Origin of the sequence: Shewanella intestini (assembly GCF_018221465.1) — a bacterium.
Taxonomy (GTDB): domain Bacteria; phylum Pseudomonadota; class Gammaproteobacteria; order Enterobacterales; family Shewanellaceae; genus Shewanella; species Shewanella intestini.
In genome coordinates this window covers 71,181-91,098 of the sequence record NZ_JAAIKR010000005.1, presented here as the reverse complement: position 1 = coordinate 91,098, position 19,918 = coordinate 71,181, and the positions used below count along the sequence as shown (strand labels likewise).

Here is a 19,918-nt window from a genome sequence, read left to right as displayed (position 1 = left end):
AATAATTAATCACGATGGCATAGAGTTTGTTTAATTGTTACGCTTTTTCTAACGAGCACAATAATGGATGTTGGTTTTGTTTAGCACACTCATTGACTTGTATCACTTTTGTTTCAGCTATTCCAAATGGGTATACACCACACAATCCCTTACCTTTATGATGAATTGCTAACATAATGTCTGTGGCTTGTTGTTCATTTTTATTAAAAAATCGTTGAAGTACTTCCACGACAAAATCCATTGGTGTGTAATCGTCATTATTTAAAACAACTTTATACATACTAGGAGGTTGAAGATCCGTGCCAACCGTTTCTTTCGTGTGTTCTACACTACCTATTTTTGCCATGAGTTAATACTAGCCTCTCGTTTAGTGACATACCACTTGATAATATTAAATTAATTAAATGTTGATAAATTGTTAATTTACACTTGACTTCTTTTCGTACAAATTTCATTCTGTTTGACAGGCGGCGAAATGAGACCGCTAGATTATAAGTTTTACTATCTTACTGGTAAGTAGACAACAGAAGGAAGTGGAAGTATGGCAAGCGGAACTGTTAAGTGGTTCAACAACGCCAAAGGATTCGGGTTTATTTGCCCAGATCAAGGTGGCGAAGATGTTTTTGCACATTATTCAACAATCGAGATGGAAGGTTACCGCACGTTAAAAGCGGGTCAACCAGTTTCTTTTGAAGTGGAGCAAGGCCCCAAAGGGATGCACGCTTCAGCCATTTCACCAACAATTTAGTATATTTAATACGATTGTTGATGAAACTATAAAACAAAAAGACAGGGAGTGTAATCCCTGTCTTTTTTTATGCTCATTTTTCACACAAACTAGTTAAACATTCACATATTCAATCAACAGCAGTAATGAAAAAAGACATCCCTACTGAAATTATTGCGTCAATGATGAGCCCTAGAACTGTTGTTAAACAGCCCAACCTAAGTTGGGCATTTCAGCGTCTAACTCAAGCGTCTAACTCAAGCGTCTAACTCAAGCGTCTAACTCAAGCGTCTAACTCAAGCGTCTAACTCAAGCGTCTAACTCAAGCGTCTAACTCAAGCGTCTAACTCAAGCGTCTAACAGTGTATTTAATAATGCACTTGGGCGCATTGCATTGACCGCTTTTGTCGCATCAAGACGATAGTATCCACCTAAATCGACACTTGGCCCTTGCGCGTCATTTAATTGCGCCAAAATGGCCTGTTCGTTTGATGCTAAAGACTCTGCAAGCATGCCAAACTCTTTGGCTAAGTCATTGTCTGCTTGTTGCAGTGCTAATGCTTGCGCCCAATAGAGTGCTAAGTAGAAATGACTACCTCGGTTATCGATTTCGCCGACACGTCGAGATGGTGACTTATTGCAATCAAGGAACTGTCCAATTGCAGTATCAAGCGTATCAGCTAGCACTTGTGCTTTTGCAACGCCTGCAGTTTGACTTAAGTGTTCTAAAGATGCCGCTAGTGCAAGAAATTCACCTAATGAATCCCAACGCAGGTGGTTTTCTTTCTCAACTTGTTGAACATGCTTTGGTGCACTACCACCAGCACCGGTTTCAAATAAGCCGCCACCATTCATTAACGGAACAATAGAAAGCATTTTGGCACTGGTGCCTAACTCTAAAATAGGGAATAAATCTGTTAAGTAATCACGTAAAACATTACCTGTTACAGAAATAGTATCTTCGCCTTTAATAATACGCTCAAGCGTAAAACGGGTAGCGTCAACAGGTGACAATACGCGAATATCTAATCCATTGGTGTCATGTTCAGGTAAATATTGTTCAACTTTTTTAATTAATTGGGCATCATGAGCACGCTTGCTGTCTAACCAAAATACTGCTGGAGTATTGCTTAAACGTGAACGCTTAACTGCAAGTTTTACCCAATCCTTAATTGGCGCGTCTTTAACCTGACACATGCGGTAAATATCATTAGCTTCAACGTCATGACTCATCAACACTTGGCCCGCTTGATTGACAACTGTCACAGTGCCAGCTGCAGGGATTTCAAATGTTTTATCATGCGAGCCATATTCTTCAGCTTTTTGTGCCATTAAGCCGACATTAGGAACACTGCCCATTGTGGTTGGGTCAAATGCACCGTGGGTTTTACAAAATGCGATAGTCTCTTGGTAAACACCAGCATAACAGCGATCTGGGATCATCGCTTTGGTGTCTTTAAGTTGCCCATCTGGGCCCCACATTTTACCGGAAGAACGAATAGCAGCAGGCATTGAAGCATCAATAATAATATCACTAGGAACATGTAAATTAGTGATGCCTTTGTCTGAATCAACCATTGCTAATGCAGGACGACTAGCATAAACGGCTGCAATATCAGCTTCTATTTCTTCACGCTGTGCATCAGCCAATGTATTAATTTTTGCATACACGTCACCAAAGCCATTGTTGACATCAACGCCTAATTCATCAAACAGCGCCTGATGCTTAGTAAACACATCTTTAAAGAACACTTTTACAGCATGACCAAACAATATTGGATCAGACACTTTCATCATGGTGGCTTTTAAGTGCAACGACAATAAAACATCTTCTGATTTAGCAGCGGCAATTTCACGGCTATAAAATTCTATTAATGCTTTGTTGCTCATCACTGCGGTGTCAATCACTTCACCAGAGTGCAATGCTAAGTCGCTCTTTAGTATCGTTTGTTGACCATTTTGTTGCGTCAAAATGACATTGACGACATCTGGCGCAGATAAGGTAACGGACTGTTCACTGCCATAAAAGTCACCTTCGGACATGTGTGCAACGTGAGATTTTGAATCCGCAGCCCATTTGCCCATTGAATGTGGGTTTTTCTTGGCATAATTTTTAACCGATAATGGCGCGCGGCGATCAGAGTTACCTTCACGCAGAACTGGGTTTACCGCACTGCCTTTAATTTTGTCATAACGCGATTTAACTTCTTTCTCAACGTCATTTTTAGGCTCATCAGGATAATTAGGTACTTGATAACCGCTAGATTGCAATTCAGCAATACAGGCTTTTAATTGTGGAATCGACGCACTAATGTTTGGCAGTTTAATAATATTGGCTTGCGGTGTTTTTGCGAGTTGACCAAGTTCAGTCAATGCATCGGTTATCTTTTGAGTTTCAGTCAACTGTTCTGGAAAGTTTGCGATCACGCGGCCTGATAAAGAAATATCACGCGTTTCAACTTTTACATCAGCTGCTTGAGTAAATTTACGAATGATAGGGAGTAAAGACAAAGTTGCCAATGCGGGTGCTTCGTCAGTTTCGGTATAGATGATCGTTGGAGCGTTATCTTTCATGTTGATTCCTACATTATTTATATAATAATTTTTTAGAATAATTATGTTTACTCATCGCTTCTTCGAGCAATGTAAGAACACCTCAACAATAGAATCAAAAACATGATGCTTAAGCCAGGTACGTTTTTATGCCATGGGCTAAGCGACGATGTGACATCCCTATTCCTGAGTGCTTTATCATTTCCAGCCCTAAAATGACGCAACAAATAAGTCACTAGAGGATGGGTAAAAATTAGGTACAGATCACATTTTATTGGCAACATAATATACCCAAAACATTACATTAAGCGAGTTTACAACCCACATTTTTTACAAGTTTGGCGATAATAACATCAATACAGATCGTAATTATTTGTTTTTACTGGACTTAAAATTGGTAAGTAATTTTAACCAAATTTGTACTTACTTGTAACTGGAGGGGGGGAATGAGTTTGTTTAAATACTAAATTCGGCAGAAGTAGATCATAGTGAAATATCAATTTGTGGATGACTTATCAAGCTGTGGTGTTGTCACAGCTTGCTGATTTTTAATTATCCATTTAATTCTGCTACTATGTCACTTCAGTCACTCTTTTCTCTATTAATATGTCAGCTAAAGTTAAGCGTTCATTTTCTAAACACCCAACAAAACGTCCTCCAGCTAATGGTAAAAATGCTTTTCAACGCAGTGACAGTTCAAGAGTTACGTATAAAAAATCCAAGCCTAAGACCCCAGTCCGAGACCCCAAAATTGTACTTTTTAATAAGCCTTTTGATGTTTTATGTCAATTTACCGATGAGGCAGGCAGACAAACATTAAAAGACTTTATTGATGTCCCAGAGGTTTATGCTGCTGGTCGATTAGACCGCGACAGCGAAGGTTTATTGTTACTCACCAATGACGGTAAACTTCAGGCTCAAATTACTCAACCCAATAAGAAAACTTTCAAAGGCTATTGGGTGCAGGTGGAAGGTGAACCAGACACCGCAGCAATCAATGCATTAATTAATGGTGTTGAATTAAAAGATGGTCCTACACTGCCAGCTAAAGTAAAAATAATACCTACACCCACTATTTGGCCAAGGGTGCCAGCAGTACGAGAGCGTAAGTCAATTCCAACCACCTGGCTTGAAATTCAAATATGTGAAGGTCGTAACCGTCAGGTAAGAAGAATGACCGCTCATGTTGGTTATCCTACATTGCGTTTAATTAGGTATAAAATTGGCCAATGGCAATTAGACGATATCGATAATGGCCAATATCAATTAATTAATTTACCGCGTAAATAACTCAAAGAGGATTGTCATTGCAGCGCTATAAACCCAATACCACAGTGGCATGTGTTATCCACTGCGATGGCCATTTTTTATTAGTTGAAGAGTTAATCAATAATAAACCTCGCTTTAATCAGCCTGCGGGTCATTTAGAAGCCAATGAAACATTGGTGCAAGCCTGTTTACGCGAAGTAAAAGAAGAGACGGGTTTAACCGTTGAACTAAGTGGTTTACTCAAAATTTATCAGTTTACAGCAACTGACAATACGGCATTTATTAGGTTCACATTTGTTGCAGAATTAACATCAATGGTAAAATCGACTCCCATTGACCCGGTGATAAAGCATCTTCACTGGCTTAATTTAGACCAAATTAAGGCGCTTAATGGCCAATTAAGAAGCCCATTAGTGTTGAATTCAATCAATGATTACTTTAATTCAGCGAGAGCTTTATTGCCTTTATCTACCCTAGATAGCCGCTGTTTTTAAACAAGTTGTTAACCATAATTTGCAAAAACTCAATCCACTTTCTCAATCATAGCCGACAGTCATAATGCGTGGTAGAATACGCGCCGCAGAAATAGCAGCATTGACCTTAATTCAACAACCGCTATTTGATGCACTTACTTTTTGTAATTCAACGGTTCTGGAAATATGACTTCAACTACTACCAATCAAGATAAAAAGGTCATTGTCGGTATGTCCGGCGGTGTAGATTCATCTGTATCAGCATACTTGCTCATGCAGCAAGGCTATCAGGTAGAAGGCCTTTTTATGAAAAACTGGGAAGAAGACGATACCGATGAATACTGCCTAGCCGCAGAAGATTTAAAAGATGCGCAAGCAGTTTGCGACAAGCTAGGTATTAAATTGCACACGGTTAATTTCGCCGCTGAATATTGGGATAATGTTTTCGAACATTTCCTTGCTGAATATAAAGCAGGCAGAACGCCTAACCCTGACATCATGTGCAATAAAGAAATCAAATTTAAAGCATTTTTAGAATTTGCAGATGAAATTCTGGATGCTGATTATATCGCCATGGGACATTATGTTCGCCGTCGTAACAACGCTGATGGCAGCACGCAAATGCTTCGTGGTGTTGATAGCAATAAAGATCAAAGTTATTTTTTATATACGCTAAACCATCAACAGGTCGCAAAAAGCTTATTCCCTGTAGGTGAGCTAGAAAAATACCAAGTGCGTGAAATTGCCAAAGAAATGGGTTTAATCACTCATGATAAAAAGGACAGCACTGGTATTTGTTTTATTGGTGAGCGTAAATTCACCGATTTCTTAGGTACCTATTTACCAGCGCAACCGGGTGATATTCAAACCAGTGAAGGTGACGTTATCGGTACTCACCAAGGTTTGATGTACCACACGTTAGGCCAACGTAAAGGACTTGGTATTGGCGGACTTAAAAATGCCAATGAAGATCCATGGTACGTGGTTGAAAAAGATCTGATTAATAATATTCTTATTGTTGCACAAGGCGGTAACCACCCTCGCTTAATGTCACATGGCATGATTGTTAACCAATTACACTGGGTTGATAAGCAAGGACCTGCTGACAACAGCAATATCACCGTAAAAACCCGTTATCGTCAGCAAGATGTAATTTGCCAAATACAATACCAAAATGATGACACGATCAAGGTTACTTTTGAGCAACCTGTTGCAGCTGTAACACCCGGTCAATCTGCCGTATTTTATGATGGCGAAGTCTGTTTAGGTGGCGGGATCATTGACAGTTTAATTAGAGGATAATCATGGGCAAGAACGCCTCTGACACAAATTTATTTGAGCGAACCATGGCATTTGCAGGTATTTTGCATGCAATTGGGCAAGTACAATATCTTGCCCGCCATGGCGAAAGCGACACGGATGCATTAGCGGCCAGCTTAAAAACCATCATCGTGACCGACCCAGATTCGATCGCAGATATATACCCCGACCAAGCCATGTTGAATAAAGGCTATCAACTTATTCAAAATCAATTAGGCGATGGCAATAATAAAGATGTTGAAACCACGCGCTATTTAGTCGGTATTTTAGCACTTGAGCGTAAACTAACGCGCTCTGCTGACGGCTTAGGCATGCTAGGTGAACGAATTAATCAAGTACACCGCCAATTGCATCACTTTGAGATTACTGACGAACAAGTGTTGTCTAATTTCGCTAGTATCTACAGTGACATCATCAGCGCGTTAGGCCCTAAATTACAAATTTCAGGTAATCCTGCATTTTTAAAACAAACCCATGTGCAGCATAAAATTAGAGCGTTGCTCCTTGCTGCAATGCGAAGTGCCGTATTATGGCGACAACTTGGCGGCAAACGTCGTCACTTAGTTTTCGCTCGAAGAGCCATATTTGAAATGGCCAAAAAAATCCAAAATAATCACTAATATCACCCTACTACAAAAGTTCATCAAGGAGCTTACAATGGATCTTTCCGCACTAACAGCTATCTCTCCAGTAGACGGTCGTTACGGTAGTAAAACCGCCTCTTTACGAGAGATTTTCAGCGAATTCGGTTTAACCAAATACCGAGTTCAAGTTGAAATTAACTGGTTGAAGCTGTTATCAAGTTGCCCAGAGATTGAAGAAGTCCCTCCATTTAGCGAGGAAGCATTAACACTTTTAGACAGCATTAAAGATAACTTTTCTGAACAAGATGCACTAAGAGTTAAAGCCATTGAAAGCACCACTAACCACGACGTAAAAGCCGTTGAGTACTTTATTAAAGAACAAATTGCAGATAATGCTGAGTTAGTTGCCATTGATGAATTCGTTCACTTTGCATGTACTTCTGAAGATATCAACAACCTATCACATGCTTTAATGCTGACTGAAGCGCGTACGCAAGTATTAGTGCCTTATTGCCAACAAATTGTTGATGGCATTAAGCAACTTGCCCGCGACAACAAATCTGTACCAATGATGTCTCGTACCCATGGTCAACCAGCTTCACCTTCAACACTAGGTAAAGAAATGGCTAACGTGGCAGTTCGTCTTGAGCGTCAAGTAAAGCAAATTAACGCTGTAGAAATCATGGGTAAAATCAATGGTGCAGTGGGCAATTACAACGCTCACTTGTCTGCATACCCTGAAGTGAACTGGCATGAACTGTCTCAACGTTTTGTAACCAGCCTAGGTATTACCTGGAACCCATACACAACTCAAATTGAGCCACATGATTACATTGCTGAGTTGTTTGATGCTATCGCCCGTTTCAATACCATCTTAATTGATTTTGATCGTGATATTTGGGGCTACATTGCATTAGGCCACTTCAAACAACGTACCGTTGACGGTGAAATTGGTTCTTCAACCATGCCGCATAAAGTTAACCCAATTGACTTTGAAAACTCAGAAGGCAACTTAGGCATTGCTAACGCCTTAATGCAGCACTTAGCGGCTAAACTGCCAGTCTCTCGCTGGCAACGTGACTTAACTGACTCAACTGTACTGCGTAACTTAGGCGTAGGTATGGCGCACTCTTTAATTGCTTATCAAGCAACATTAAAAGGCATCAGTAAGTTAGAAGTTAACCAAGCACAATTACTTAATGAGTTAGACGGTAACTGGGAAGTATTAGCAGAACCTGTTCAAACTGTTATGCGTCGTTACGGTATTGAAAAGCCATACGAGAAGTTAAAAGAACTCACGCGTGGTAAACGCATTAATGGTGAGCAACTAGCCACATTTATTGATGGCCTAGCACTGCCAGAGCACGTTAAAACAGAGCTAAAACTGATGACACCGGCAAATTATATTGGCCGTGCTGAAGCATTTGTTGACGACCTTATATAGGTTCGTTCAATAACAAAGTAAACAGCGGTGCCCTAACCTTAGTTACGGCATCGCTTTTTTATTTCTTAACGCAATTTATTTCATCCATTTGAGAGCAAATATGTACCAGTTAACGTTTGATAAAGCAGAATTTTTAAAAACTACTTGGCAAAAAAAGCCGGTCATATTAAAAGGTGCTTTCAAAAATTTTCAAGACCCAATTAGCGCAGACGAATTAGCAGGTCTTGCTTTTGAAGAAGAAGTTTCATCACGTATCGTGGTAACTAAACCTGAAGGATGGGATGTCATTCATGGGCCATTTGAAGATTACAGCCAATACGGTGAACAACATTGGCAATTACTCGTCCAAGCTGTAAATCATTGGTATCCTGAATCTCAACCCATGGTTGAAGCCTTTAGATTTATTCCAGATTGGCGTTTTGATGACTTAATGGTGTCTTTTGCAACCCCTAACGGTGGTGTAGGGCCGCATATCGATAATTATGATGTCTTTATCATTCAAGGTGAAGGCCGTCGTCGCTGGCGCGTTGGTGACTTAGGTCAGTATCAGCAACGTGACAATAATCCAAATTCGCCATTAATTGAAGATTTCGTACCTATCATTGATGACATTTTAGAAACCGGTGACATTTTATATATTCCACCAGGCTTTCCACATTGCGGTGAAACATTAACCACAGCTATCAGTTACTCAATGGGCTTTAGAGCACCAAGTCAACAAGAAGTGTTAACCGAATTAGCAGACTATTTTATTGATAACAATGAAGGTCAACAACGATTCACATCAACACAAGAACCTGAAATGGCCGGTGTAGTACCAACGTCGCATCAACAAGGTATTATGGCGTTATTAGCTTCACTGGCCAATGATCCACAAGCTTATCAAACAATGTTGGGAAAATTACTCAGTAAAAATCGCTTTGAATTAGATGTTTGTGAAATCGATGCAGAAATGGACGCCGAAACATTAATCGATGCATTAGAACATGGTGCACAGTTATTACGTATTGGCGGGTTAAAAGTATTGTGTTTAGAAGGCGATAATCAATCTAGATTGTTTGTTAATGGTGAGATGATGACAATGCCTAATTCTCAAACTGATATATTGAACACATTAACACAACAAGTGAGCTTTACTGCTCAGCAAGCAACTGACTTGATAAGCCAATCCATTGATTGTGTTGACTATTTTGTCTCAATGCTCAAGCAAGGTTACTACTATTTGAGTGAATAGTGGTGTTAACGTTCAAACCAATAAAGGCACCAAGGTGCCTTTATTTAATGCTCTCTAACACGCCCTATCACAGTGCAGCGTGAGTCTTAGCCCCACAATTTATCGTCGCTTTGTAATTGATACAAACTTTCAGCGCGTGACACCAACAAGTTAGCGAACTCTAATTGGGTTTTATCCTTTGTTAAGCCTGAATTGTGAAGGTTTTCAGCTTTTAACTGCCACATCATAGAAAAATGACGTAATGCATCGCGTGCTGTTGCTGCCACTTTTACATCAACATGATCTGAAGGTAAATCCCCAGTCATGACCCAAAATGTTTGTTTTTTAGGGAGTTTTGCTTCCATTTTCCAAATGGCTAAATAAGGGGCTAAGTAACGGCTTTCTTCATTATGTACTTTGGTTGGGATCACCCCCTTTTGGGCCAAAAACTGATTGGCTTTTTGGAAATGCTCCCTTACCCATTGCTCCCTCTGCGCATCTTGTTGTTTAGCTTGCTCGGCGGTCATTTCAACTACTTCTTCCGTCATAATACATCCTATATTATTGTTATATGGTAAAAATACAGCAGAGCACTTTTACTGATCATGAATATTATTATTGTCATTATTTTGCAATCGACACATTAACCTTACGTTTACGTAATGTGGCAAGCAAAATTGCCAGATAGATCACAAAAATAACCCTAACAAACTTTGTTGAGCATATGGCTAAATGCTATCGTGCTGCAATAAATATAACAAGTAGGTGTTAGCATCGCGCTAACAGAATTTTATCGCAAGCGGAGATAGCACGTGACGGTATTTAATCATGTCTCGTTCGACGAACACGAAAATGTCGTGTTCTGTCATGATAAACAAAGTGGGTTAAAAGCGATTATCGCAGTTCATAATACCAACCTTGGGCCAGCTGTAGGTGGTTGTAGAATGTGGAATTATGATTCTGATGAGGCAGCATTAACAGATGTGCTGCGCTTGTCTCGTGGAATGACCTATAAAAATGCATTAGCTGGATTAAGTATGGGTGGCGGAAAAGCAGTTATTTTAGCGGATCCAAAAACCACTGACCGTGAAGCACTTTTCCTTGCCTTTGGCCGCTTTATTAATAATTTAGGTGGAACATATTTCTCAGCTGAAGATGTTGGGGTATCAACCGCTGATATTATGATTGCCAATAGAGAAACTGATTTTGTGGCTGGCTTAGAAGGCAAATCAGGTGACCCTTCTCCGTTTACTGCTTTAGGTACTTACTTGGGCATCAAAGCCGCTATCAAACATCAGCGCGGTATTGATAGCCTTGAAGGGATGACAGTATCTGTTCAAGGCGTTGGCCATGTTGGATATTACTTATGTAAGCATTTACATGAAGCTGGTGTTAATTTGATCGTTACAGATATCCACCAGCAATCACTTGATAAAGTTGAGGCAGAGTTTGGCGCAACCGTTGTTGCACCTAATGATATTTATCAACAAGATGTTGATGTATATGCACCTTGTGCGCTTGGCGCGACGATAAATGACACAACAATTCCGTTATTAAAAGCGACAATTGTTGCGGGATGTGCAAATAATCAACTTGCAGAAACGCGACATGGAGAAATGCTCAAAGAACTCGGTGTATTATATGCCCCTGATTATGTCATTAATGCTGGCGGCATCATTAATGTTTCATTTGATGATGACTACGATAAAGCGAAATCCACAGCTAAAGTAGAAAATATTTACCACACGTTAACTGAAATCTTTGCCCAGGCAGATGCACAAAACCGCACGACTGCCGATGTAGCAGATGAAATGGCTAAAAAAATAATTGATGCAGCAAAATAATTAATTTTTGCCATTTATTAGCTCACTAAATTTACAAAGCGTATGCATTAAGAGGCCAAATGGCCTCTTTTTATTTGCCAATTTGGGTGCGACTTCGTCAACCGTGTAAACGCATTTCGGTGTTTCTGTCTCGCCAATCGCACTAGGTAATGTTAAGTAACGCTAGCATTATTTAACGCAATTAAATCAGATGCCTATTGAGTAATATTCATTCTATGCTTAAATGGTGTCAAGATGATTAACTTTTTAGGTGATTGATATGAATTCGCACAATGCAATAAACATCAAAGTTGCTGACATTATGACAACACCAGTTGTCACTATTGCAATGGATGATCGCCTGGTAGAAGTTAAAAACATTTTTGATCATGTTTCATTTCACCATTTGATAGTGTTAGATGCAGATACCTTAGTCGGCGTGCTCTCATATCGTGAATACCTTGCTGCACTTAGCCCAAGAATTGGTACAGCAGCTGAGTATACTCGCGACACTGAGACCTTAAATAAGCGGGTTCATCAAGTGATGAAACATTTCCCACAAACCATTTCAGCCGATCAAAATTTAATTCAAGCCAGTGAATTGATCCTTGCAAACAACATTGACTGTTTACCTGTTATAGAAAATAACCAAGTCACAGGAATAATCACATGGAAGGATGTATTAATTGCCTACAAAAACTTAGCGATTGCAACTGCTTAACTCTGTTCAATTACGTTAAATAAGTACTTGTCATAATGCACTCATTCTTTTTTAATTTTATTTTGTTAACTATCGTAAGTTAGTTCTGGCGTTAATTGCTGTCAGATTATGTACAGAAATAGTTTAAAAACTGAGATAGGCTTTTGCTAACACCCTGCCGCTCATAGAATATCAACCGAATGGAGTTACAATTTCCCTTTTACCAATATTTAATCACTTCCTCCTCAGTTCGCCACCAATTTTGATACGAATACATTAAACACATATGACTGGATTAATTAAGATTTAACGCCTCAATATAAATGGTAATAATTCAGATTATCATTTAGACCATTAATAATGATAGAGAAGATGATTTAGCGTTATTTTTCAAGGGAAATAGACAAAAATATAAATTACTTGTCTTAGCAACAACATACAAAAAATATCATTTTGGTTGCTTGTACTTTAGTTAATTTCAACCAAAATTAGTTACCGATTGAGCTAAAAAAATGCGAAGGTTTAGAAATGATTACATTTAATTATCGTATAAATCATAATCTTATCGTTCTCAAAATCAGCAACTGGTGCGGATTAGAATCAGTATTTTTAAATGGTAAGTTGGTTTCACGTAAATTTAATTTTGGCGCGTTTAGCATTCATAACGTTGCCCTTAGAAATGGCAAATTATGTAAACTACAATTATTTATTGATGCTAAATCTAACTTACTCACTTGTCGAGTATATAACCAAGAAAAACTGATGATAACGTTAAAAGAAGGTAAAAAGCATTTATTAGAAAGTAAACGTTATTTAGAGATAGGCAGCTTATTATGTTCGTTAAGCTTAATCGGAATATTGTATTTAATGTGAGTTTAGCCGCTATTTGAGTTGACCATAACTAATCTTGAGTGAATAAATTTGACCTTTTTCGTCTTTATTAAGCTAGCAATAAGTAGTTAGCTGCAATGCATAAATTATCTTTTATAAAACCGCCAAACGGCAGCATTAAAATCGATTGTACTAACTATGCTTAAAGCCATTGATTTTATTTAATAATGTGACAAGTTGATGTTGCTCTTGTGCTGTTAACAACGCCATCGATTGTTGATTAACCCACTCAGCTTCTGTTACTAAGTCTTGTTCAAGCGCTTTGGCATCATCCGTTAGGAATATTTGAAAAGCACGGCGGTTATCAGCTTCTTGATGACGGGTGATTAACCCTTGAACCTGCAGTTGGTCAAGTAAACGTGTCATGGTGTAGTTGGCAACATCACAGCATTTCGATAGCTCAGTTTGACTCCGTCCTTCCTTTTCCCACAAAGCGAATAAAACCGGCCACAATTTAATGTCTAATTGGTAACGTTTCAAACGTTCATCAAGTTGTTGTTGCAAAGAGATATTTAAATGCGAAATTAGATAGTTGAGGCTTTCATAACGCTTCATAGCGCCTCCTTAGTTGAGGTGTTCCCATAAAATAACAATAAACTGATTCACCAAGGACAACATGACATGTAAGACACGAAAACTACTGCATGAGCAAAATGACCAAGGTCAATTAACCATATCAGTTTATACGTTAAAAATGTGATTTTTAGTCAGATAACATCTCATCGATATACCGATAGTAACAATTGCGATTCAATTTTGCGGTTAATCCCCGAGGCAGTTTCACTACAATAGATTGCTCGCACACCATAACATCGGCCTTAAACACAGTGAATTGACTCCCAATTGATGATTCAAATACTATCGATTGTTGATTATCGCCATTACCTTGTCGAACTAATGTATGTGCTGTGGTGAGAACAGTTGACTCAACCGTATAATCCACCAGTAAAAAAGCATGCTCTGCAACGTCTACTTTGACTTTCTCGACGGGCGTGATGAGAGAATATTCTTTGTTGTTTCGATGCAAAATGCTGGCAAATAATTTAGCAAACTTTGTTGGTAACGGACTTTGTTGGTAAAGCCAGTCGCCATTATCCAAAATGTGAAATACTACATCGCCTGAACATAAAGGCACTTCACCCATAGTGGTATTAAGCTGTTCAATGGCTTTTGTATCGTCAGTTTGCATCTACTTTAATTCCATGAATATAGTCAGCCTAGTACCTTGCGATAAATAACACCCTTACCTTAAACTGGTTGATATTGTTATATCGCGCTATTGAGTAAACAGCATCAGCTATGTCATTCGCAATACCTCTTCCAACCTTTGAAAACCACCTCAGATTAAATAGCGCATTAATAAATAGCCCATTTAAAACTTAACCGCTAGTTCCGTGTCAGTGCAAAGCCTTATTAGTTACTTGAATCGATTAAGGTTAACAACGCTTCAATCGGATGTTTAGGTTTAAAACCATCAAAGCGGTTAACCTGACTACGACAAGAATAACCTGATACTAATAGGTGGCCTTTGTCTGCATATTGCTTAATTTGATTTTTCCATGACATGTCATACAAGGCTTTTGAACGCGCTAAATTGTCAACTTCATGGCCATAAGTCCCTGCCATACCACAACAACCAATGTTGATACTTTTAAACTCAGCGCCAAAATAGTTAAAGATAGTTTGCCACTCTTTCGCTGTCGTGGGTTTCGCCGTTGATTCAGTACAATGGCTAAACCAAGTATATTGGGGCGGTTTTTTTAAGTTGCTCAGCCCACATGCTCTACTGACTGGCGATTTATCCTGAGAAAGTACTTGAGTTAACCACTCATTAGACAACAATACGTTAAAATCCCCCCTCTGCTCTGCTAATACTTCTTTATATTCGTCGCGATAACACAACACTAATGCAGGGTCTAACCCCACCAATGGCATATTTAATTGATGTAATTGGTTGAAAAAGTCAGCACTGTCTTTTGCCATATTGGCAAATTTATCTAAAAAGCCTTTTATATGTGCAGGCTTCCCGTTGGGCTTATAAGGTAGTAATACGGGGTTGTAACCTAATTTTTCAATTAATTGTATAAAGCGATACACCAAACCGGCATCATAAAAGCTATTAAAAGGATCTTGCACCACCAATACATGTTGCGAGCGTTCAGTTGTCGATAAAGCTTGCAATGCCTCTAAGTCATAACCTCGGCTAGCGTGACCATCTAACCGTTGTTTTAATGTTGGTACAGATAACTTCGGTGAGTCAACATACCCAATGGTTTTCTTAATCACCCATTGGCTTAACCGATTTTGAGAAGCAAAATTCATCAGTTTAGGCATACTCGCCATCAAGGGTAAACCATCTTCAATTCCACCCACTAAATAATCTTTTGCAGGTCTCATGTAACGTTTGTAATAAATATTAAAAAATTGCGCACGAAACTTGGGAACGTCGACTTTTACAGGGCACTGACTTGAGCAGGCTTTACAGGCTAAACATCCCTTTAATGACGCCATCACTTCATGTGAGTAATCATAATCGCGTTTACTATTAATGGTATTTTGCAGGCGCTGCATAATGCCTAACGGTTTTGATTGCACAAGCTGTGACACATCAACGCCTTCTGACTCAAGCAAGCGAAGCCATTCACGCATTAGGCCAGCTCGCCCTTTAGGGGATTGAATTCTGTCACCTGTCACCTTAAATGATGGACACATTGGTGAATTTGGACTGTAGTTAAAACACAATCCATTGCCGTTACAATCCATCACATCAGGAAATGCAGCTTTGACATTCACCGGAATTTGGCGATCAAATGTGCCGCGCTTAATACTGTCTACATTAAATTGCAGTTCACCAAAATCAGGTGGTGTGACTAACTTGCCTGGATTTAAACGGTTATCTGGGTCAAACCAGCCTTTAATTTGCTGTAACACGCCATACAATTGTGCGCCAAAAACATCAACACCGTATTCGCCGCGTACTCCTTTTCCATGCTCACCCCACATTAAACCACCGTATTTCAAGGTAAGCTTAGCCACTTGGTCTGATAGGCTTTTAAGTAATGCTTCATCTTGTGGATCGCACATATCTAGTGCAGGCCTAACATGTAACACGCCAGCATCGACATGACCAAACATGCCATATTGCAAATGATGCCTATCAAGTAATGCCCTAAAATCCATGATAAAGTCTGCCAAGTTTTCAGGCGGTACAGCAGTATCTTCTGCAAATGCTAGTGGTTTACGAGTCCCTTTTACCGCGCCCAGTAACCCAACTGCTTTCTTGCGCATGGCATAAATTTGGGTAATGCTGTTTGTATCTGCTGTGGATTGAAAGCCAACTAGCCCAAATTGTTGTGCTGTAAGTTGCTCTGTTAGTTGTTGCTGTAACATGGCAACTTTTTGGTTCACCGTTTGCTCGTCACCGGCAAACTCAACCATATTAAGCCCTTCAATCACTTTATTAGGCACATCAGTAATAAATTCCGACACCGAGTGCCAAATGATGTCTTCACGGGCAAGATTGAGCACTTTAGAGTCGATGGTTTCAACGACTGTCGCATTGGCTACGACTAACGATGGCGCGTGCCGGAGTGCAGACTCGAACGAGTCATATTTAATATTGACCATCACTCTCGATTGCGGCAATGGCGTAATATTTAACTTAGCTTGTGTGATAACGGCAAGCGTGCCCTCTGAGCCAGTAAGAATTCGTGAAATATCAAATTGATTGAGTTGGTCATTCCACACATGCTTTAAGTCATATCCCGTTAAAAAACGGTTCAATTTTGGAAATTGACTCAAAATAGTTTGTCTTTTTTGCTGACAAACCTGAGCCACATTCTGGATCAATTGACTTGCTAGGCTGTTATCAAGTTGAGAAATCTTGCTATCAATCATTGGCGCAGACGCTAACACACTGCCATCAATCAATACACTCGTGAGTCCTAAGACATGATCCGATGTTTTACCGTATACCAATGAGCCAGCACCAGATGCGTCGGTATTAATCATTCCGCCAATGGTGGCGCGATTAGATGTCGATAAATCGGGACTAAAGAAATAACCATGGGGACGCAACACATCATTCAGGGCATCTTTAACGACACCCGCTTCAACTTTCACCCAGCCTTGTTCGACATTCACTTCAAGCACATTAGTCATGTGGCGCGACATATCAATAATTAAGCCGTGAGTGAGTGACTGACCATTTGTCCCAGTCCCACCACCTCTAGCGCTGAACGTAACCTGCTTGAATTTATCGGTGTTAGCTAATGCAAGTAATAGTTCAACATCTTGTTGGTGAGCAGGATAAACAACGGCTTGTGGTAAAAATTGATAAACAGAGTTATCCGTTGCCTGCACCATTCTGGCACTATATCGCGTATCAATATCGCCTTCAAAAGCACTTTGTGAGAGCGCATCTAAATAAGCAATATAGACAGGTTGCAGTGTTTGTTGGTGTGAAAGTAAAGGTAGCATGGCACTTTATAGTTATCGATTTATGTTTATCATTATAAACAAAAAATTGTGACTAAAAAGCGGATATTTTTCTAAATGAATGTAAATAATTCACTTGCGTTCAAGCGTTAATTTTAAGAAGAATCACCTATTGTTCAATTGACATTCATTTCAACCAGTAAGTATCAGTGTTATCTCGTAACGCTTAATGAGTCATCTACTCAGTAAGCCTGTTTTCGATACATGATCAACAAACCCGCAGTATGTGTGTATTTTCTTACTTTGTTAATTGATAATAAAACAGCAAATAAAAAAGGCGAAGTGAGTCACTTCGCCTTTTAGCAGATAATTATTGATACCTAAGTATTAGAAATCGTAGTTAACACCAACCATAACGCTTCTACCCATTAATGGTGAGTAGTCTTTAAGTAATGAAGTATGAGGCCTTGCATCTTGATCAAGTAAGTTATTACCTTTCACGTAAAGCATCAAATCACCTGCATCTGTGGTTAGGTGATAAGTTACCGCTGTATGTACTAATGCATAACCTGCTGTTTCGGTTTCATTCTCAGCGGTTTTACTTTGTTTTGCATAACCCATTACACCTAGCTCAGCATGCCAATCTTGTTGGTCAAAGTTAAGTGTTGTACCCGCTCTTAATGGCGCAATACGTGGAATATTGCCACCATCGACTAATTTACCGCGCGTAAAGTCACTTAATAAGTCTAAAGACCAAGTGTCATTAAACGCAATGTTAGCTTGAGCTTCTAATGAATATAATTCTGCATCACCTTGGGTAAATTGATACACAGGTAAATCAGCATCATCACCGCCGATATCAGCAGCGCTTAAACCGGTGTCTTTTTCATAGAAGAAGTTATTAACTCGATTGTATGCAGCGCTTAAAGAACCCGTCCATGCACCATCTAATTTACGTAATGTAATATCAAGGTTATTAGCGATTTCTTTTTCTGTTGCTTCAGTTTTAGGTGTTACTACCCCATTGTTAATATCAAACAATGCGCCTAATTCAAAACTTTGAGTCGCATCATGTTCGCCATAACTGTATAGCTCTTCTGCTGTAGCTGAACGTTCAGCACGTTCAAGTGACACACCTAAGTTATACCCTTCAGTGAAGTCCCAAACAGTACCCGCTGATAACGTCACATTGTTATCCGTTACCGCTTCTGGTTGATAAGCAGGTCCTTGTTCTTCTAGGCTCATTGATTCTGGATCTAGGTCATAATGTTCAACTCGACCACCTAATTGCACGCGAAAATCGCCAAATTGGTGTTCTTGTACAATAAAGGCAGCTAACGTGTCAGTAATAGAGTTAGGTGTTAATGCTTCTTCGCCTTGCACAGAGAAATCTCTATGTATAGCGTGTAAGCCCACAACCCCTTCCCAGCCAGCCCAAGCGGTGTTATTCACACTTAAACGTGCTTCGGTTTGTTTATTAAAGAAGAAAGTATCTGCATCGCCATCTTCTTGTTCGCCATGTTGGTAATCGGTGTAACCTACATCTAAGCGAATTTTACTCACACCAGCAAAAGGGTTCGCTTTGCCCGCGTGAAATTGCCACGCTTGTTTTTCTAAATCAATGGTTATAGCAGGATCACCAATGACGCCTTTGCTTGGAATACCGTAGTTAGATTTAGTACGTGAGCCAGACACACTTACAAAGCTATCATCGCCAGTATAACCAACACTACCAGCAAAATCGTCAAGTGTGACTTGGCTATTTTCAACACTACCATTCGTGTGACTTAAGCCTTTAACAGCGTTACCTGGAATATCATAGTCACCTGTACGACGATGTGTACCATCAACATGCCAGTTGAATGCGCCATTACCACCATTCAATTCACCATTTACAGTGCGGCCATCACTACCTGAAACATAATGACTGCCAAAATTTCCGCTTAATTCGTCGACAGATTGTTCATGAACACGGTTATTTACCACGTTAACAACACCACCAATCGCAGCATTACCATAAAGTAGTGAGCCTGGACCACGAAGGATTTCAACTTGTTGGGCTGTTCCTGCTTCAGAGGTCACTGCGTGATCGGCAGAAACGGTTGATGCATCACCTACTGATAAACCGTTTTCTAAAACAACCACACGTGGGCCGTCCATGCCACGGATAATTGGACGACTTGCACCAGCACCAAAGTGCGATGCTTGAACACCAGGTAATTTCTCAAGCGTGTCACCTAATGTTGGTTCAATATTTAGCTTTAATTGATCTTCAGTCATCACACTCACTGGTGTTGTGCTTTCCATACTTGAACGCACAAAAGGAGATGCTGTAACAACAATTCTTTCAATGTTATTTTGATCAGCAGTGTTATTGTTTGATTGAGTGGCAGCTTGCGCAGCCATGACTGGGTTCATTGTGCTAGCAACAGCTAGCGCTACACATGATAGTGTAAGTTTCATACAACTTTCCTTTACTAGAGT

At 39.7% G+C, this 19,918-nt stretch carries 17 protein-coding genes; 10 read left to right on the top strand and 7 right to left on the bottom strand.

What is annotated here, in order from left to right:
• Positions 1-37: 37 nt before the first annotated feature.
• Positions 38-346, bottom strand: coding sequence for an ATP-dependent Clp protease adapter ClpS (gene clpS, locus G3R48_RS07505; RefSeq protein WP_153663688.1), 309 nt, complete (start codon positions 344-346; stop codon positions 38-40).
• A 195-nt stretch (positions 347-541) separates the two neighbouring features.
• Here clpS and cspD point away from each other — a divergent pair, with 195 nt between their 5' ends.
• The gene (cspD, locus tag G3R48_RS07500; protein ID WP_153663690.1) at positions 542-748 is read left to right on the top strand and encodes a cold shock domain-containing protein CspD; all 207 of its coding nucleotides are present in this window, start codon (positions 542-544) and stop codon (positions 746-748) included.
• Positions 749-1,075: 327 nt separating this feature from the next.
• On the opposite strand, the gene G3R48_RS07495 is transcribed toward cspD, so the two are convergent.
• A complete protein-coding gene (locus G3R48_RS07495; RefSeq protein WP_153663692.1) occupies positions 1,076-3,301 on the bottom strand; it encodes an NADP-dependent isocitrate dehydrogenase in 2,226 nt (741 codons plus the stop codon).
• Between the two features lie 585 nt (positions 3,302-3,886).
• Here G3R48_RS07495 and G3R48_RS07490 point away from each other — a divergent pair.
• From G3R48_RS07490 to G3R48_RS07465, 6 genes are all read left to right on the top strand, one after another.
• Positions 3,887-4,570, top strand: a complete 684-nt coding sequence (locus G3R48_RS07490) for a pseudouridine synthase (RefSeq protein WP_153663694.1) — start codon at positions 3,887-3,889, stop codon at positions 4,568-4,570.
• Positions 4,571-4,587: 17 nt separating this feature from the next.
• Positions 4,588-5,043 (top strand): NUDIX hydrolase, encoded by a 456-nt coding sequence (locus G3R48_RS07485; protein ID WP_153663696.1) that lies wholly within the window; start codon positions 4,588-4,590, stop codon positions 5,041-5,043.
• A 165-nt stretch (positions 5,044-5,208) separates the two neighbouring features.
• Positions 5,209-6,324, top strand: coding sequence for a tRNA 2-thiouridine(34) synthase MnmA (gene mnmA, locus G3R48_RS07480; protein WP_153663698.1), 1,116 nt, complete (start codon positions 5,209-5,211; stop codon positions 6,322-6,324).
• A gap of 2 nt (positions 6,325-6,326) precedes the next feature.
• The gene (gene hflD / locus G3R48_RS07475; RefSeq protein WP_153663700.1) at positions 6,327-6,962 is read left to right on the top strand and encodes a high frequency lysogenization protein HflD; all 636 of its coding nucleotides are present in this window, start codon (positions 6,327-6,329) and stop codon (positions 6,960-6,962) included.
• Positions 6,963-6,999: 37 nt separating this feature from the next.
• Complete coding sequence (gene purB, locus G3R48_RS07470; protein ID WP_153663702.1) at positions 7,000-8,370, top strand: adenylosuccinate lyase; 1,371 nt, start codon at positions 7,000-7,002, stop codon at positions 8,368-8,370.
• A 100-nt stretch (positions 8,371-8,470) separates the two neighbouring features.
• A complete protein-coding gene (locus tag G3R48_RS07465; protein ID WP_153663704.1) occupies positions 8,471-9,604 on the top strand; it encodes a cupin domain-containing protein in 1,134 nt (377 codons plus the stop codon).
• Positions 9,605-9,690: 86 nt separating this feature from the next.
• Here G3R48_RS07465 and G3R48_RS07460 read toward each other — a convergent pair whose 3' ends face one another.
• A complete protein-coding gene (locus tag G3R48_RS07460) occupies positions 9,691-10,131 on the bottom strand; it encodes a DUF4826 family protein (RefSeq protein ID WP_153663706.1) in 441 nt (146 codons plus the stop codon).
• A gap of 264 nt (positions 10,132-10,395) precedes the next feature.
• Here G3R48_RS07460 and G3R48_RS07455 point away from each other — a divergent pair, with 264 nt between their 5' ends.
• From G3R48_RS07455 to G3R48_RS07445, 3 genes are all read left to right on the top strand, one after another.
• Complete coding sequence (locus G3R48_RS07455) at positions 10,396-11,427, top strand: Leu/Phe/Val dehydrogenase (RefSeq protein ID WP_212593259.1); 1,032 nt, start codon at positions 10,396-10,398, stop codon at positions 11,425-11,427.
• Positions 11,428-11,686: 259 nt separating this feature from the next.
• Positions 11,687-12,127, top strand: a complete 441-nt coding sequence (locus G3R48_RS07450; protein ID WP_153663708.1) for a CBS domain-containing protein — start codon at positions 11,687-11,689, stop codon at positions 12,125-12,127.
• 507 nt (positions 12,128-12,634) lie between these two features.
• Positions 12,635-12,979: a hypothetical protein gene (locus G3R48_RS07445; protein ID WP_153663710.1), complete on the top strand. Its 345-nt coding sequence runs from the start codon at positions 12,635-12,637 to the stop codon at positions 12,977-12,979.
• Between the two features lie 150 nt (positions 12,980-13,129).
• Here the strand turns inward: G3R48_RS07445 and G3R48_RS07440 are convergent, their stop codons facing one another.
• The 4 genes from G3R48_RS07440 to G3R48_RS07425 all read right to left on the bottom strand — a co-directional run bounded on the left by G3R48_RS07440 (position 13,130) and on the right by G3R48_RS07425 (position 19,897).
• Positions 13,130-13,552, bottom strand: coding sequence for a MarR family winged helix-turn-helix transcriptional regulator (locus G3R48_RS07440; protein WP_153663712.1), 423 nt, complete (start codon positions 13,550-13,552; stop codon positions 13,130-13,132).
• Between the two features lie 148 nt (positions 13,553-13,700).
• Positions 13,701-14,186 carry a DUF1285 domain-containing protein gene (locus tag G3R48_RS07435; protein WP_228497394.1) on the bottom strand — a complete coding sequence of 162 codons (486 nt, stop codon included), beginning with the start codon at positions 14,184-14,186 and terminating at the stop codon, positions 13,701-13,703.
• A gap of 224 nt (positions 14,187-14,410) precedes the next feature.
• The gene (gene ydiJ, locus G3R48_RS07430; RefSeq protein WP_153663714.1) at positions 14,411-17,476 is read right to left on the bottom strand and encodes a D-2-hydroxyglutarate dehydrogenase YdiJ; all 3,066 of its coding nucleotides are present in this window, start codon (positions 17,474-17,476) and stop codon (positions 14,411-14,413) included.
• A 345-nt stretch (positions 17,477-17,821) separates the two neighbouring features.
• A complete protein-coding gene (locus G3R48_RS07425) occupies positions 17,822-19,897 on the bottom strand; it encodes a TonB-dependent receptor domain-containing protein (protein WP_153663716.1) in 2,076 nt (691 codons plus the stop codon).
• Between the last annotated feature and the right edge of the window lie 21 nt (positions 19,898-19,918).